Genomic DNA, 16,043 nt, shown 5'->3' with positions numbered 1-16,043 from the left:
TCGTGTCGTTGTGGTTATGGGGAATCGAGGGATCAGAGGTCCAGCACCAGCACCTTGCTTTTCGCTCGCGAGCAGCAAGGCGTGAACTGGTCGTTGGCGGCGTGCTCGTGGTCTTCCAGGAACAGGTCGCGATGGTCGGGCTCGCCCTCCAGCACCCGCGTCAGGCAGGTGCCGCACACGCCCTGTTCGCAGGAGACCATGATCTCGACGCCGTTCTCGGCCAGCACCTGGTGCACGGTCTTGTCGGCGGGCACGGTGTAGCTGGCGCCGCTGCTGGCGAGCCGGACCTCGAAGCTGTCATCGTCTTCGCTGGCGGTCACGGCGCCGGCGAAGTACTCGCTGTGCAGCCGCTCGTCGGGCCATCCCTGGGCCTTGGCCGTCGACATCACGGCGTCGATGAAGCCGGAGGGGCCACAGACATAGACCCGGGCGTCGGGATCCGGGGTGGCAAGCAGTCCGGCCAGGTCGAGCTTCTGGTCCTCGTCGCCGTCGTCGAAGTGGAAGCGCACCCGGTCGGCGAAGCCGGCGGCGTCGATGCGCTCGCGGAAGGCCGTGCGCTCCGGTGACCGGGTGCAGTAGTGCAATTCGAAGTCGGCGCCGGTGTGCGCCAGCCGTTCGGCCATGCACAGCAGCGGAGTGATGCCGATGCCGCCGGCCAGCAGCAGGATGCGCTTGGCCGGCTCGAGCGGGAAGTGGTTCTTGGGCGCGCTAATCTGGATCAGGTCGCCCTCCTGGAGCTGGTCGTGCATGGCCACGGAGCCGCCCCGCGAGTTCGGGTCGCGCAGCACACCGATCTGGTAGCGGTCGCGTTCCTCGGGGTGATTGCACAGCGAGTACTGGCGAACCAGGCCTTCCTGACCCTGCGACGGGACGCGCACGTCGATGTGAGCACCGGCACCGAAGGCCGGCAGCGGCCGGCCGTGAGGATCGGCCAGCTCGAAGGTGACGATGTCGCGGGCTTCCTCGCGGCGCGCCTTGACCTCGACGATCAGCGACAGGGGAACCTGGCTCATGAGACGCCCTCCTTCTCGGAGACCTCGTTTTCCTCGGCGAGGATCCGGTCGATGATGCGCCGCGCCTGGACGCCGCCGCCGTCGATGTTGAGCTTGAGCAGCTGGCGGTCGGGGTAGCGCAGCAGGTTGCGCTGCTGGGACTCCAGCATCTCCAGGTCCTCGGAGAAGATCTGGCCCTGGCCCTCGCGGATGCGGTCGGTGAGCGCCTGGTCCTCCGGCTTGAAGTTGCGCGCCATGCCCCAGAAGTACCAGATCGAGGTATCGGTCTCGGGGGTGATGAAATCGACCACGATGCTCGATGCCTTGACCTCCGCCGGCGCCTCGTAGCCGCCATGGCCGGCATGGGCCACGCCCACTTCGATCAGCACGTGACTTGGCGGGGTGAAGCGGCAGATCTGCCAGCGATCCACCGGCACGTCGTCGGCCAGGCCGTTGCCGCGCAGCGCCGCCTGCCAGAATGGCGGGGCGGGGATGCGCTCCATGTGGCGTTCGGTGATCGCCTCGTCGCCTTCGATGCGGGTCGCGGGCGCGGACTCCTCGATCTCGGGCTGGCCGATGCTGGAGGCGTGGACGTAGGTCTCATGGGTCAGGTCCATGAGGTTGTCGATCATCAGCCGATAGTCGCAGTGGATATGGTAGAGCCCGCCGCCGTAGGCCCAGTCCGGATCCTCGGCCCAGTGCAGCTCGGGGATCAGGCTCGAGTCGGCCTGCTCGGGATCGCCGGGCCAGATCCACACGAAGCCGTGGCGCTCCTCGACCGGGTAGGCGCGGATGCGCGGGAAGCCTCGCACGCGCTGCCCCGGCATGCTGGAACACTTGCCGTCGCAGCCCATCTCCAGGCCGTGGTAGCCGCACACCAGCTGGCCGTCGCGCACGAAGCCCAGCGACAGCGGCGCGCCACGGTGGGGGCAGAAGTCCTCCACCGCGGCGACCTTGCCTTCCTCGCCGCGGAAGAACACGATCGGTTCATTGCAGATGGTGCGGCCCAGCGGTTTGTCCTCCAGCTCGTCCGGAGTGCAGGCGACGTACCAGGTATTCTTGGGATAGGGCGCTCGGTGGGTCATGGGATCTCCTCGGGTGCCGGTCCAGGTTGCTTGTATTTTGGATCCAAAGTTAAGGCTTTATGGCTTATTGTCGTCAACTTATCCTTTAGTTGGATCCAAAGTCTTCGCGGCGATGAATCGAATGATCACGGTAGGGAAATCAAGTGAGTAACAGTGGCAAGAGTGTGGTGAGCCAGCTTCGCCGATTGATCAGCGACGGTGAGTTAGCGCCCGGGAAACGGCTCGGTGAGGTCGCGGTGGCGGAGCAGCTGGGCGTGTCGAGGACGCCGGTGCGCCTGGCTTTCCGCACCCTGGAGCAGGAAGGACTGCTGCAGCGGGCCGGCAAGCGTGGCTTCCAGGTGCGCGAATTCTCCGACACCGATGTGCGCTGTGCGGTGGAGGTGCGGGGCGTCCTGGAGGGGCTGGCGGCACGCCGTCTGGCCGAGCAGGGACTCTCCTCGGAGCTGCTCGGCCAATTGGAGTTATGGATCCAAAAAGGGCGTGATCTGCTCGCCAAGGGCTATCTCGACGAAGACGATGTCGTCGACTGGAGCGAGCTGAATCTGGGCTTCCACGATGCGATCGTGGCGTCGGCCGGCAGCGAGGTCATCGGCGATGCGATCGCTCGCAACAACCATCTCCCGTTTGCGGCGGCGGACTCGATCATCCTCGATACCGGGGCGCTGGAACGGGAGTATCGCAAGCTGCAGCTGGCGCAGATGCATCACGAGCTGGTGCTCCAGGCGCTGCGCGACGGGGAGGGCGCCCGCGCCGAGATGCTGATGCGCGAACATGCCCTGGTCGGGCTGCGCTACGCTGAGGTGCTGGAAGGGCGGTCTCGCTGAGCCAGACGGGTGTCGATGGATCCCATCTACGACCAAAGTCGCTTTCCCCCCTGGCGACGGGTGGTTTACCTTTCTTCGTTATAACGAACAGATGTTCACCATGCGAACCGCAGGTGGCATACGACCAAGATGCGAACGCTCGGAGGAAACCATGAAGACCAAGGTCACCGCTTGCCTGCTGGCGGCAACCATCGCCGGCCTGGCCACCGCTTCTGCACAGGCCGCCACGACCCTGCGCATGGCCCACTTCTGGCCCGGTGCCTCCGGCATCAACCAGGATCTGTTCGAGGCCTGGGCCAAGGCCGTCGAGGAGGATTCCGACGGTGATCTGCGCGTCGAGATGTACCCCTCCGGCACCCTGGCCAAGCCCGATGCCATCTACGAGGCGGCGGCCAACGGCATCGCCGATATCGGCGCCACGGCACAGGGCTACACCGCGGGACGCTTCCCGCTGTCGCAGGTCGTCGAGCTGCCTGGGGTCGCCGACAACGCCACCCAGGGTGCCTGCGTGCTGCAGACCCTCTACGACGAGGGCCACCTGGACTCGGAGTATGAGGATACGCGTCCGCTGTTCATGTTCACCACCGGGCCGGGCGGCATCCACACCATCGACACCGATGTCCAGGTGCCGTCGGACCTGGATGGCCTGCGTATCCGCCGGCCCACCGCGGTGGCCGGAGAGATGCTCGAGAACATGGGCGCCACGCCGGTCGGCATGCCGGCGCCGGACATCTACACCGCCATGCAGCGCGGCGTGATCGACGGCCTGAGCTTCCCCTGGGAAGGACTCAAGGGCTTCCGTATCAACGAGCTGGTGAACTACCACACCGAAGTGCCCTTCTACACCCTGATCTTCGTCGCCACCATGAACCAGAGTACCTATGATCGCCTGAGCCCCGAGCAGCAGGCGGTGATCGACGAGAACTCGGGCATGCAGTGGGCCGAGAACGCCGGTGCGGTGTTCGACCGGCTCGATCGCGAGGGCAAGCAGGAGGCCATCGAGGCCGGCCACACCATCCGCGAGATCGACGACCCGCTGAACGATCCCGACTGGCAGAAACCGCTCAAGGACGGCATCGACGGCTATCTCGCCAACCTCGAGGAGCGTGGACTGCCGGGCCGTGAGGTCTACGAGGCGGCGCTGGCCGCTCGCGATTCCTGCGCCGGCGCCGCGTCCCAGGAATAAGCCATGATGACGACCTATCTGGAACGGGCCAGCCACGCGCTGGCCCTCGTCTGTCGGGTGGTGGCCGGCATTGCCCTGGTCGCCCTGCTGGCGGTGACCATCGCCGACGTCAGCACCCGCTACCTGTATCGGCTCACCGAGGGCGCCATCGCGCTGCGGGTGACCGGCAGCGTCGAGCTGGTCAGCTACCTGATGCTGTGCTCGCTGCTGGCCGCCATGGCGGCCAACGTCGAGAAGAGCCAGGTGGTGGTCGAGGCCTTCTCCCACGGCCTCGCCCCGGCGATAAAGAACCGCCTGCATGGCGTCTACCTGCTGGGTTTCGCGGCACTGGGCCTGGTGCTGTTCCTCGGCCTGGTCGACTCGGCGCAGAGCGCCGCGGGCCACGGCGAGGTGACCCAGGACCTGCGCCTGCCGATGAGCCCCATCTACTACGCGGCCGCGGCCCTGAGCCTGCTGCTCGGGGTACGCAGCCTGATCGAGGCGCTGCTCGGCGCGCTGTTCGGTCGCGACGCGGAGGTGTCCCATGGCGAGTGAGATGATCGGGACGCTGGGCCTTGGCGGACTGCTGGTGCTGATGATCCTGCGCGTGCCGGTGGCGCTGACCATGCTGGTCGTCGGGGTGGTGGGCTTCGCCCAGGTGATCAGCTGGGACGCGGCGATTTCCCAGCTCAAGACGGTGCCGGTGGAGGTGCTGTCCAACTACAGCTTCAGTGCGGTGCCGATGTTCATCCTGATGGGCGTGCTGGCGGCCCACTCCGGCATGGCCGGCAAGCTGTTCCAGGCCACCCGGGTGATCTGCGGCGGCTGGAAGGGCGGCCTGGCGATCGCCGCGGTGGGCTCGTGCGGGGTGTTCTCGGCGATCTCCGGCTCGTCGCTGGCCACCGCCAGCACCATGACCCGCGTGGCGCTGCCGGAGATGGAGCGCTATGGCTACCATCGAGGCCTGGCCACCGGCGCGCTGGCCGCCGGCGGCACCCTGGGGATCATGATTCCGCCATCCATCGCGCTGCTGATCTACGCCATCCTCACCGAGCAGTCGGTGGGCGACATGTTCATGGCCGGGCTGGTGCCGGGGTTGATGGGGCTGGTGATGTACGCGCTCACGGTGACCGTGGTGATGCGCGTGAAGCCGTCGCTGGCGGTGGCCGGCGAGCCGACCACGTGGCGCGAGAAGCTGGCCTCGCTGTCCGGGCTGGTGCCGTTCTTCGCGGTGTTCCTGGTGATGATCCTGGGCATCTACTTCGGCATCTTCACCCCCACCGAGGGGGCCAGCGTAGGGGCCTTCGCCACCCTGCTCTACGCCCTGGCCAAGGGCCTGCGCGGGCGTGAGCTGTGGCGGGCGGTGCAGGAGACCCTGGCGCTGTCGACGGTGGTGTTCTTCATGCTGGTGGGCGCCGACACCCTGGGCTACTTCATCTCGGTGTCGCGGATCTCGTTCTCGATCAGCGACTTCCTCTACGGCATGGAGCTGGCGCCGATCGTGGTCGTGCTGTGCATCCTGCTGATGTACTTCGTGCTGGGCATGTTCATGGACTCCATCGCCATGCTGGTGATCACGGTGCCGGTGGTGTTCCCGATCATCCAGTCGCTGGGCATCGACCCGGTGTGGTTCGGCATCGTCACGGTGCTGACCGTGGAGCTGGGGCTGATCACCCCGCCGGTGGGCATGAACGTGTTCGTGATCAAGGCCATGGCGCCGCACGTGGGGCTGGGCGAGATCTTCCGCGGGGTGTCGCCGTTCATCGCCTCGGACTTCGTGCGCCTGGCGCTGCTGATCCTGTTCCCTGCACTGACGACGCTGTTCCTGATGTAGTCCGGGAGTGCTTCCCCACGGACCCGGCCTGGCAACAGGCCAGGACAAGGCCGGCCCTCGGGCCGGCCTTGTCGTGTCAGCGCGACGGGCAGACGGAGACGGGGGTCAGCGGAAGACGTCGAGGTCGTCGGCCAGCACCACCTCGCCGTCGTACCGCTGCTGAACCTCCTCGAGGGCGGACTCGATCGGCGCGCCGTAGTGCAGCACATGGTAGAGCACCAGCAGGTCCGGCCGGGCGGCGTTCGCCAGGCCGGCCAGCTCGTCGCTCAGGGTGTGGGCATACTGATGGTAGGCCTGCCATTGCTCCGGGAGATCTGCCCAACCGCTGCGGCTGATCACCTCATGGATCAGGATATCGGCGCCCTCGGCCTGGCGCTGGACCTCGGCGTCGATCGAGGTGTCGCCGGAGATGACGATGGTCTTGTCGGGCGTCGTGACCTTGTAGCCGTAGGCCTCGTCCCAGTCGCCATGCGACACCGGGAAGGCGTCGATCCGAATCTCGCCAGCCTCGTACACCGTGCCGGGGCCGCTGATCTCGGTGACGGCGGCATGGGCCGCCTCGGGATTGGTGACTGGGCTCTTGTCCTTCAGGCGCGTTTCGGTGTCATCGGCGAGCATGGTGTAGATGCCTTCGCTCATCGCGTGGGTGCCCGGCGGGCCGATGACCTGCAGCTGATCGCTGCGCCGCCACCAGTAAGTGGCCAGCAGTTCCGGATAGTCCAGCACATGGTCGCTGTGCAGGTGGGTCAGGAACAGGTGATCGATGTTGATGGGGCTCAGCGGCTCGATATCGAATCGCTCGGCCGCTTGGGTCGCTCGTTCGACGACGCCCGCCCCGACATCGAAGACGTAGGCTTCACCGTCGTGGATGACGGCGACGCCGGCCCCCGCGCGTTCACCATCGGGGACGGGGGTGCCGGTGCCGAGCATGACCACCTGGGTTTCGGCCAGTGTCACGCCGGAGGCGCTGGCCGAGAGGCCGAGCACGGCCAGGCAGAAGAGACGTTTTTTCATGGTGTGGATCTCCCGTGGAGAGAGGAGGGCCGCAGGGGGATTGCTCATGAATGCGGTTCGTTATGCGAATTAATGTTTGTTATTCGCTCAGGGAGATTAGCATTCAACTCTGGCACGGCAATTCGACGAATGTGGGCATGTGCGGAGGTGGATATCGTCAGAGCGAGAGAGAAGCGCTTCACGGCGTCTCTGGCTGTTCGGTGCCCTTGTGCTGGTGCCGGAAGTCGCGAGGCGGCATGCCGGTGAGGCGCTTGAAGAAGCGTGTGAAGTAGGCGGGCTCGGAGAAGCCCAGGCCGTCGGCCACCTCGCCGACCGTCATGTTGGTATAGGTGAGCTGACGCTTGGCTTCGAGCAGCAGGCGTTCATGGAGCAGTTGCAGTGCGCTGCGACCGGCGAGGCGTCGGCACAGCAGGTTGAGATGGGCGCTGCTCATGCCCAGTCGTTCGGCGAACCACTCGATACCGGGCTGCTCGGCGTAGTGCTCTTCGATCAATGCCTGGTAGGCCTGAAGGTGTTCCCTTGCCTCGCCGCGCTGACGAGGGCGCGAGCGCGCGGCGGCGCCGGGCAACGGCTCTGCCAGCCGTGCCACCTCGACGGTCAGTGCCTCCACCAGGGCCTCCAGCAGGTGGCTACGGCCCAGCGCCGGGTGCCGATACTCGTCGTCGATCTGGTCGATCAGGGTGGCGATACGTGCCCGCTGACGCGGCGAGTTCAGCGGATGCGCCTCGGGCCGTGCCAGCACGCCGGCCTGGCCGGCCAGGCGCTGCTGCAGTCCTTCGGCCAGCGGCCGCGACAGGGTGACGATATGGCCCTGGGTGTCCGGCGAGAAATGAAAACCATGGATGCTCATGGCCGGTACCACGATCAGCAGCGGGGCATCGAAGGTCCGCTCGCTGCCCTCAAGCTCCAGGTTCACGCCGCCCGCCGAGAGATGCAGCAGGTGGTAGAGGTCGGCATGGCGGTGGGGGCGAATGCGCCAGTCGTGGCGGCGGCTGCGCTCGGGGATCGATTCGCAGTGCAGCAGGTCGGGCGTCGGCCACTGTCGGGTCTCGCCGTAGAGCTGGAAGACGGGCACGAGGGAGTCGGCCATGGCGGTTCCTGAAGATGGGGATACTACGACTAAGGTAGGTGGTTAATGCCGGAAATGTCCAAGGCGTGATGCGGATATTGCCTTATCCAGGCCGTGGTTTCAGTGAAAAATACAACTCATCAACTGCGAACGCATCATCACGGAGCACGCCATGAAAACACAGGTCGCGATCATCGGCGCCGGACCCTCGGGGCTGCTGCTGGGCCAGCTGCTGAGCCGTCAGGGTATCGACAATGTCATCCTCGAGCGCAAGAGCGGCGAATACGTGCTGAGCCGCATCCGTGCCGGCGTGCTGGAGCAGGGCATGGTCGACCTGCTGCGCGAGGCCGGCGTGGACGAGCGCATGGATGCCGAGGGCCTGCCCCACGACGGTGTCGAGCTGGCCTTCGACAATCGCCGAGTGCGCATCGACCTCGCCGGGCTGACCGGCGGCAAGCGGGTGATGGTCTACGGTCAGACCGAGGTGACGCGCGACCTGATGGAGGCCCGTGAGGCCAGCGGCGGCACGACGATCTACGAGGCCGACAACGTCCAGCCCCACGATCTCGAGGGTGACAGCCCCGATGCCACGCCCTACGTCACCTTCGAGAAGGACGGCGAGACGCATCGCCTGGACTGCGACTACGTGGCGGGCTGCGATGGCTTCCATGGCGTGTCGCGGCGCTCGATTCCCGAACACCGCATCAAGGAGTTCGAGCGGGTCTACCCGTTCGGCTGGCTGGGTATGCTGTCCGACACCCCGCCGGTGGCCGACGAGCTGATCTATGCGCGCCACGAGCGCGGCTTCGCGCTGTGCAGCATGCGCTCCGAGACCCGCAGCCGCTACTACATTCAGGTGCCGCTGGACGAGAAGGCCGAGGACTGGTCGGACGAGCGTTTCTGGGAGGAGCTCAAGCGCCGTTTGCCCGAGGAGACCGCGGCCCAGCTGGTCACCGGTCCGTCGCTGGAGAAGAGCATCGCGCCGCTGCGCAGTTTCGTGGTCGAGCCCATGCAATACGGCCGGCTCTTCCTGGTGGGCGATGCCGCCCATATCGTGCCGCCCACCGGGGCCAAGGGACTCAACCTGGCGGCCAGCGACGTGAATACCCTCTATCGGTTGCTGGTCAAGGTCTACCGGGAAGGGCGCACCGACCTGATCCCGCGCTATTCCGAGACCTGCCTCAAGCGCATCTGGAAGGCCGAGCGTTTCTCCTGGTGGATGACCTCGATGCTGCACAAGTTCTCCGAGGAGGAGGATTTCGGCACCCGCATGCAGCAGGCCGAGCTCGACTATGTCACCGGCTCCGAGGCGGGGCTCACCACCATTGCCGAGAACTACGTGGGACTGCCCTACGAGCCTCTGGAATAGCCTCGGCTGCGGGCTGCGGGCTGCGGGCTACGGGCTGCGGGCTGCGGGCTGCGGGCTGCGGGCTGCGGGCTGCGGGCTTCGGGCTTCGGGCTTCGGGCTGCGGGTTAAAGGCAAAGGGCTACGAGCTGTGGGCTTTCTGCGCAGGGCCGTCTCTGGAATCATGCGCTCGACGTTCAAGCAGGGAGAACACCATGAGCGAGCAACCGCTGCGTCTGTTGCTGGCCGGCGAGGGGGGCATTGCCGGCGTCCATATGCGGGTCCTCGGCGAGATCCCCGGCGTGGAGGTGGCCTGTCTGGTGGGTGGCGACGAGGCCGATGCCCGCACCTTCGCCGCGGAGTGGCAGATCCCCGAGGTGGTGCTCGACATGGACACGGCGCTGACCCGTGATGACCTCGACGCGGTGATCCTGGCCACGCCGAGTCCCCGGCATGCCGATCAGGCAGAGCGGGTCATCGCCGCTGGCAAGCATCTGCTGTGCGAGATTCCCATGGCCCTGAGCCTCGCCGATGCCGAGCGGATCGTCGCCCGGGCCGAGGCCTCGGACAGGGTCTGCATGGTAGCCCATACGCGGCGCTTCAATCCGCCGCACCGCGAGCTCAAGCGGCGCCTGGCCGCCGGCGAGTTTCATCTCCAGCACCTCGTCTCGGAGACCTATTTCTTCCGTCGCGAGAACCTCAACATGCAGGGGCAGCCGCGCCGCTGGGTGGACAACCTGCTGTGGCACCACGCCTGCCACAGCGTCGACCTCTTTGCCTGGCTGCTCGACGATCCCGAGCCCGAGGCCTGGGGCAGCCGGGGGCCGGACCATCCCGAGCTCGGCATTCCCATGGACATGAGCATCGGGCTGCGCTCGCGCCGCGGGGTACTGGCGACCCTGGCGCTGTCGTTCAACAACCGCGGCCCGTTCGGCGGCTTCTATCGCTACATCGGCGAGGAAGATACCTTCCTGGCCTTCCGCGATGAGCTCGAGGATCATCGGGGCGAGTCGGTTCCGTTGAGCGGCAGTGGCTTCCTCGACCAGGACCGCGAGTTCGTCGCCGCCATCCGCGAGGGCCGCGCGCCCGAGGCCTCCTTTTCCAGCTGCCTGCCGAGCATGCGGGTGCTCGATCGTCTGCAGCGGAGCATGGCATCCTCTCAGGCCTGACCCCGCCGAGCCGAGAGACGAACGATCGTGAAACGTGTACTGACGTGGATCCTGCTGGTGCTGTTGCTGGCCGGCTGCGAGGAAACCCCTTCCGGGCGCTCGCAGCTGGCGCTGGTGCCCGACACCCTGATGGCGCAGCTGGGCGAGCGGAGCTTCGCCCAGCTGCGCGAGCGCCGGCCCACCGTGCAAGATTCGGCCATCGACCGGCGGGTGCAGTGTGTGGCCGACGCGGTGGTGGAGGCCGCGCGGCGCCACTATCCCGAGGTCGAGATGCCCGAGGCCTGGGAGGTGGTGGTGTTCGACGATGCCGCGCCCAACGCCTTCGCCTTGCCCGGCGGGCGCATCGGCGTGCATAGCGGCCTGCTGCGGGTGGCCGAGTCGCCTGACCAATTGGCGGCGGTGATCGGTCACGAGGTCGCCCACGTGCTGGCCGACCACGGCAACGAGCGGCTGACCCAGCAGCTGGGCATCAAGGCCGCGCTGCTGGTGGTGGGGCTGGTCAGCGAAGGCGAGCTGGCCGGGGAGCCGCTGATGCGGGCGCTGGGCATCGGCGCCCGGTTGGGCATCAGCCTGCCGTTCAGCCGCACCCATGAAGAGGAAGCCGACCTGATGGGGCTGGAAATCATGGCGGCGGCGGGCTTCGAGCCTGGGGAAAGCGTCGCGCTGTGGCGCAACATGGCCGCGGCGGGGGGCGGCCAGCCGCCGGAGTTTCTCTCCACCCACCCCGCCCACGACTCGCGCATCGCACTGCTGGAAGGACACCTCGACGAGGCACGCGCGCTAGGCCGCCAGGCCCAGGCGCCGGCCTGCGGTTGATGTCCCGTCGTGAAGGCCCGTCGTGAAGGGGGAGAGGCGACAAGCGGGCGCCGGGAGCGTAAGGTTCGGCATTTCGTACCATCGAATCCGATCTCTATGCCATGAACGATCGTCTCACCCCCTTCCAGCTGCTGATCCTCGTGCTGTCCTTCTACGTCCTCGGTGCGCTGGCCGTGGACGTGCTCTTCGCCTTGCCGCCGGAGATGTCGCGGCTGCTGCACTACCTCGATCTGGTGGCCTGCCTGTTCTTCTTCGCGGATTTCTGCATCCGCTTGCGTGCCGCGCCGAACAAGTGGCGCTTCATGCGCTGGGGGTGGATCGACCTGGTGGCGAGCATTCCCGCGGGCCTGCTGTTCGCTGGCCGCCTGGTGCGGGTGGTGCAGGTGATTCGGCTGCTGCGGGCGATCAAGTCGTTGCACATGATCTGGCGGCTGCTGTTTCGCAATCGCGCCGAGGGCATCTTCGCCTCGGCCGCCACCGCGACCCTGCTGCTGGTGGCCTTCGGCTCGATGACCATCCTGCTGGTGGAGGGGCCCAATCCCGAGAGCTCCATCGACACCGCAGAGGAAGCGCTATGGTGGGCCTTCGTGACCGTGACCACGGTCGGCTACGGCGACTACTTCCCGGTGACCACCCTGGGACGCATGGTGGCCGTGGCGCTGATGATCGCCGGGGTGGGACTGTTCGGCAGCTTCGCCGCCTACGTGGGCTCGCTGTTCGTCGACGACCAGGAGGACGAGCAGGCGCGGTTGCACCGGGCCAATCGCGATCTGATTCGCGAGCTTCACGGCGAGGTGCGCGCCCTGCGCGAAGAAGTCGGAGCGCTGCGCGGCGAGCTCGCCGGCCGGGAAGGCGAAGTCAGCGGCGAGCGGCGGGCCGATTAGCCCCCGCCGTCGCGGTCCTTGACCTCGTAGTCGCCCTCGAGGCGTCTGCCAGAAGTCGGTTATCCCTCTTCGCTCAGCAGCGCATCGACTTGGCGCATGACAGGAGATAGCGGTTCCCCTTTACGCCGGCTGTAGATCACGGGAGAAGTGATGGTCTCGTCGGCCAGGGGGGTGAAAACGATACCCGGTCGATGAACACAACTGACCTGTTCTGGCACCAGGGTGATGCCTAGGCCCGAGGCCACCAGTCCGAGGGCGGTCTGTAGTTCGTTGGTTTCCTGCACCACGCGAATGGCGATGCCGCGACGCCGGAACTGACCCTGCACCATATCGGCCAGGCTGGGGCGTGGCGTGGCGGGAAACAGGATCAAGGGGTACTCGGCCAGCTCGGCCAACGTCGGTTGTCTGTCCCTCAGAGGGTGATCGGCCGGCAGGGCGGCGATCAATGGTTCGTCGAATAACACCTTCTGCTCGATCTCAGGGTCATCGATCTTCAGGCGTCCGAAGCCCAGATCGATGCGACCGGCTTTGAGGGCTTGGACCTGCTCCACCGTGGTCAACTCTCTAAGGGCAAGCTCGACCTCATCCTTTTGTCGCAGGCTGCGAACGAGTAACGGTAACTGCCCGTAGAACACCGAGGGCACGAAGCCGATGCCGAAGATTGGCGCCTGGCCGCGCTCCATCTGGCGAATGGTCGCCATGCTTGTCTCTACCTTGCTCAGAATCTGCTTTGCCTGCTCATGCAAGAATTCTCCGGTCGCCGTCAGGGATAGTCCCCTGGGGCTTCGAAAGAACAGCTGAGTGCCGAGCTCCTCCTCTATTGTCTTGATTCTTCTTGATAAAGGCGGCTGTGTCATATGTAGCTTGGCGGCCGCTCGCGTCAGGTTGAGCTCTTCGGCGATGACGAGAAATACCCTCAGTTGACTAAGTTCCATCATACCTCCTGGGGCATGGAGCCTGCCCGAATGGATATTGGTCGGGAGACACGGGTATGACGAGAATACTTGAAAAGTATAGTTACTGGTATCGGGACACTCATGTCATCTGTGATCGAGTCCATAGAGACGCTGCTGGTCGATCTGCCGACCATCCGCCCCCACAAGCTTTCCATGGCCACCATGGCCTGCCAGACGATGGTCATCATCCGTCTGCGCCTGTCCGACGGCACCGAGGGGCTGGGCGAGGCCACGACCATCGGAGGCCTGTCTTACGGCCCGGAGAGCCCCGAGGGCATCAAGCAGACCATCGACACCTACCTGGCGCCGCTGCTGATCGGCCAGCCGTCGCACAACCTCAACGCCCTGCGAGCGTGCCTGGATCGCCATGCCCGCGGTAACAGCTTCGCCAAGTCGGGGCTCGAGACCGCGCTGCTCGACGCCGAGGGCAAGCGCCGCGGCCTGTCGGTGGCCGAGCTGCTGGGCGGCGCTCGCCACACGCATCTGCCGGTGCTGTGGACCCTGGCCAGCGGCGACACCCGGAAGGATATCGACGAGGCCTTCCAGCGCCTCGAGGAACGCCGCCACTGCGACTTCAAGCTCAAGATCGGCGCCAACCCGTTGGACCAGGACGTGCGCCATGTCGCGGCGATCAAGGCAGCGCTGGGCGATCGGGCAAGCGTGCGCGTCGACGTCAACCAGGCCTGGGACGAGGCCACCGCGGCCCGCGGCATCGACGCCCTGGAGGCCGCCGGCATCGATCTCATCGAGCAGCCGATCCCGGCCCGGGAGTTCGCCGGCCTGACCCGGCTTGCCCAGCGCTTCGTGGTGCCGATGCTGGCCGACGAGGCGGTCCACGACGCCCGCGACGGCTTCACCCTGGCCGCCGGCGGCTTCGGCGATGCCTTCGCCTTGAAGATCGCCAAGGCCGGCGGACCGCGCAGCGTGCTGGAACTGGCCCATGTGGCTCGGGCCGCCGGCGTCGGCCTGTACGGCGGCACCATGCTCGAGGGCACCATCGGCACCGCGGCCTCGCTGCACGCCTGGGCGACCCTGCCCGAGATGACCTGGGGCACCGAGATGTTCGGCCCGCTGCTGCTCAAGGACGACATCGTCGCCGAGCCGCTGCGTTACCACGACTTCGGCGTCGACCTGCCGGCCGGTCCCGGCCTCGGCATCAGCCTCGACGAGGACAAGCTCGACCATTACCGGCGCCGCGACTGAGCCGCGCCCAGCCCAGCCAAGGAGATTCCCATGCTCTTCCAGGTGGAAATGACCGTGAAACTGCCGCCGGAGATGCCCGCCGAGCAGGCCGCCGAGATCAAGGCGACCGAGAAGGCTTACTCCCAGGAGCTGCAGCGCGCCGGCAAGTGGCGCCACCTGTGGCGGGTGGCCGGCAGCTATTCGAACGTCAGCATCTTCGACGTCGAGGACAACGCCGAGCTGCAGGAGCTGGTCTCCCACCTGCCGCTGTTCCCCTACATGGAGATCGCCGTCAAGCCGCTGTGCCGCCATCCCTCGTCGATCCGTGACGACGACAGCTGATACGCCGTTCATCGATGACTCGCTATAACAACCATGAGGACGCCAGCATGACCGTGAAGATTTTCGATACCCCCGAGGTTCAGGACTTTCTCAAGGCCGTCAGCGGCTTCGAGCAGGACGGCGGCAACGAGCGCGCCAAGCAGATCCTGCATCGCCTGCTCTCCGACCTGTATCGGCTGATCGACGATTTCGACGTCAGCCCCGAGGAGTTCTGGAGCAGCGTCAGCGTGCTCAACGCGCTCGGCCAGGGCACCCAGTTCGGCCTGCTGGCCCCGGGGCTCGGCTTCGACCACTACCTGGACATGCGCATGGACGCGGCCGACGCCGAGGCCGGCCGCACCGGTGGCACGCCGCGCACCATCGAGGGCCCGCTGTACGTGGCCGGCGCCCCGGAGCTGCAGGGCAGCGGGCGCATGGACGACGGCACCGATAGCGACGGCGAGGCGATGTGGTTGACCGGCCAGGTGCGCGACACCGACGGCCAGCCGGTGGCCGGGGCCAAGGTCGAGATCTGGCACGCCGACTCCAAGGGCGGCTACTCCTTCTTCGACCCGTCGCAGGCCGAGTACAACCTGCGCCGCTCGATCATCACCGACGCCGAGGGTCGCTACGCGGTGCGCAGCATCGTTCCCTCCGGCTATGGCGTGCCGGAAGGCGCGCCCACCGACCAGGTGCTCAAGGCCCTGGGCCGCCACGGCCAGCGCCCGGCGCACATCCACTACTTTGTCTCGGCGCCGGGGCACCAGCACCTGACGACCCAGATCAACCTGGCGGGCGACCCCTACACCTTCGACGACTTCGCCTTCGCCACTCGCGAGGAGCTGGTGGTCGCCGGGCAGCGAGTCGAGGATGCGGCAACGATCGAAGCACGCGGCTTCGAAGGCCCCTTCACCGAGGTGGTGTTCGACGTCGAACTGTCGGCGACTGCGGACCGTGAACTGCAGCATCGCCACAAGCGCCCGCGGGCCAAGGAAGACGAGCAGGACCAGGCCAGCCAGCAGGCGGGTTCCGCCAAGGTCTGAGTTATGCACTGCCCGTGTGCAAGGAAGTCTGCCTGGCACGCAAAAAGTGCCGGGGGGCGTCCGGAGAGTAAAAAAGAATATATATAATTAGCTGTCATATAAGGAATTTAAGTGAGTTGGCATATGGAGTGCCTTCTATTGATAGCATCAGCCTAGTCTTGAGGCACGGGCTAACTATTACTGATCAATTTGGTTGAAATTTCATGTGATATTTTCTTTTTAGGTATCGATGCCCGATACAAGACAATCATGAGGAGCCCCGACATGACCAAGCTATCGATAAGCGGGAATCTGATGACTTGGCAGTTTTTAACGATATTGCCGCAGAGCACCATGTGTGCCTT

General features: G+C 66.2%; 16 protein-coding genes. 11 read left to right on the top strand and 5 right to left on the bottom strand.

Annotation, left to right across the window (positions count from 1 at the left end):
- Window positions 1-32: 32 nt before the first annotated feature.
- Together FHR96_RS02335 and FHR96_RS02330 are read right to left on the bottom strand one after the other, a co-directional pair.
- The gene (locus FHR96_RS02335; RefSeq protein ID WP_183386020.1) at window positions 33-1,013 is read right to left on the bottom strand and encodes a PDR/VanB family oxidoreductase; all 981 of its coding nucleotides are present in this window, start codon (window positions 1,011-1,013) and stop codon (window positions 33-35) included.
- Complete coding sequence (locus FHR96_RS02330; RefSeq protein WP_183386019.1) at window positions 1,010-2,077, bottom strand: aromatic ring-hydroxylating dioxygenase subunit alpha; 1,068 nt, start codon at window positions 2,075-2,077, stop codon at window positions 1,010-1,012. The genes FHR96_RS02335 and FHR96_RS02330 overlap by 4 nt, the downstream gene beginning before the upstream one ends.
- Before the next feature lie 167 nt (window positions 2,078-2,244).
- Here FHR96_RS02330 and FHR96_RS02325 point away from each other — a divergent pair, with 167 nt between their 5' ends.
- The 4 genes from FHR96_RS02325 (at window position 2,245) to FHR96_RS02310 (ending at window position 5,900) form a co-directional block, all read left to right on the top strand.
- Window positions 2,245-2,901, top strand: a complete 657-nt coding sequence (locus FHR96_RS02325) for a GntR family transcriptional regulator (protein WP_343066312.1) — start codon at window positions 2,245-2,247, stop codon at window positions 2,899-2,901.
- Between the two features lie 151 nt (window positions 2,902-3,052).
- On the top strand, window positions 3,053-4,087 hold the full coding sequence (locus tag FHR96_RS02320) for a TRAP transporter substrate-binding protein (protein ID WP_183386017.1): 1,035 nt from the start codon (window positions 3,053-3,055) through the stop codon (window positions 4,085-4,087).
- 3 nt (window positions 4,088-4,090) lie between these two features.
- A complete protein-coding gene (locus FHR96_RS02315; RefSeq protein WP_343066311.1) occupies window positions 4,091-4,621 on the top strand; it encodes a TRAP transporter small permease in 531 nt (176 codons plus the stop codon).
- A complete protein-coding gene (locus FHR96_RS02310; RefSeq protein ID WP_183386016.1) occupies window positions 4,611-5,900 on the top strand; it encodes a TRAP transporter large permease in 1,290 nt (429 codons plus the stop codon). Before FHR96_RS02315 ends, FHR96_RS02310 begins: the two co-directional genes overlap by 11 nt.
- 105 nt (window positions 5,901-6,005) lie before the next feature.
- On the opposite strand, the gene FHR96_RS02305 is transcribed toward FHR96_RS02310, so the two are convergent.
- Complete coding sequence (locus FHR96_RS02305) at window positions 6,006-6,914, bottom strand: MBL fold metallo-hydrolase (protein WP_183386015.1); 909 nt, start codon at window positions 6,912-6,914, stop codon at window positions 6,006-6,008.
- Between the two features lie 178 nt (window positions 6,915-7,092).
- Window positions 7,093-8,004, bottom strand: a complete 912-nt coding sequence (locus tag FHR96_RS02300; protein ID WP_183386014.1) for a helix-turn-helix domain-containing protein — start codon at window positions 8,002-8,004, stop codon at window positions 7,093-7,095.
- A 151-nt stretch (window positions 8,005-8,155) separates the two neighbouring features.
- Here FHR96_RS02300 and pobA point away from each other — a divergent pair, with 151 nt between their 5' ends.
- The 4 genes from pobA to FHR96_RS02280 all read left to right on the top strand — a co-directional run bounded on the left by pobA (window position 8,156) and on the right by FHR96_RS02280 (window position 12,197).
- The gene (pobA, locus tag FHR96_RS02295; RefSeq protein WP_183386013.1) at window positions 8,156-9,352 is read left to right on the top strand and encodes a 4-hydroxybenzoate 3-monooxygenase; all 1,197 of its coding nucleotides are present in this window, start codon (window positions 8,156-8,158) and stop codon (window positions 9,350-9,352) included.
- 191 nt (window positions 9,353-9,543) lie between these two features.
- Window positions 9,544-10,497: a Gfo/Idh/MocA family oxidoreductase gene (locus tag FHR96_RS02290; RefSeq protein ID WP_183386012.1), complete on the top strand. Its 954-nt coding sequence runs from the start codon at window positions 9,544-9,546 to the stop codon at window positions 10,495-10,497.
- Window positions 10,498-10,524: 27 nt separating this feature from the next.
- A complete protein-coding gene (locus FHR96_RS02285; protein ID WP_343066310.1) occupies window positions 10,525-11,313 on the top strand; it encodes a M48 family metallopeptidase in 789 nt (262 codons plus the stop codon).
- Between the two features lie 101 nt (window positions 11,314-11,414).
- Complete coding sequence (locus FHR96_RS02280; protein WP_183386011.1) at window positions 11,415-12,197, top strand: ion transporter; 783 nt, start codon at window positions 11,415-11,417, stop codon at window positions 12,195-12,197.
- A gap of 59 nt (window positions 12,198-12,256) precedes the next feature.
- Here FHR96_RS02280 and FHR96_RS02275 read toward each other — a convergent pair whose 3' ends face one another.
- Complete coding sequence (locus tag FHR96_RS02275) at window positions 12,257-13,132, bottom strand: LysR family transcriptional regulator (protein ID WP_183386010.1); 876 nt, start codon at window positions 13,130-13,132, stop codon at window positions 12,257-12,259.
- 102 nt (window positions 13,133-13,234) lie between these two features.
- On the opposite strand from FHR96_RS02275, the gene FHR96_RS02270 reads away from it, so the two are divergent.
- From FHR96_RS02270 to catA, 3 genes are read left to right on the top strand one after another with little or no spacing between them, the layout of a single operon-like run.
- Window positions 13,235-14,356, top strand: a complete 1,122-nt coding sequence (locus tag FHR96_RS02270; protein WP_183386009.1) for a muconate cycloisomerase family protein — start codon at window positions 13,235-13,237, stop codon at window positions 14,354-14,356.
- 30 nt (window positions 14,357-14,386) lie between these two features.
- Window positions 14,387-14,677, top strand: a complete 291-nt coding sequence (gene catC / locus FHR96_RS02265; RefSeq protein WP_183386008.1) for a muconolactone Delta-isomerase — start codon at window positions 14,387-14,389, stop codon at window positions 14,675-14,677.
- A 47-nt stretch (window positions 14,678-14,724) separates the two neighbouring features.
- Window positions 14,725-15,699 carry a catechol 1,2-dioxygenase gene (catA, locus tag FHR96_RS02260; protein WP_183386007.1) on the top strand — a complete coding sequence of 325 codons (975 nt, stop codon included), beginning with the start codon at window positions 14,725-14,727 and terminating at the stop codon, window positions 15,697-15,699.
- Window positions 15,700-16,043 lie beyond the last annotated feature (344 nt).

Source organism: Halomonas organivorans (assembly GCF_014192055.1).
Classification (GTDB): Bacteria; Pseudomonadota; Gammaproteobacteria; order Pseudomonadales; family Halomonadaceae; genus Halomonas; species Halomonas organivorans.
Note: the sequence above shows the minus strand (reverse complement) of the source record. Positions and strands in the feature narration are given on the sequence as shown.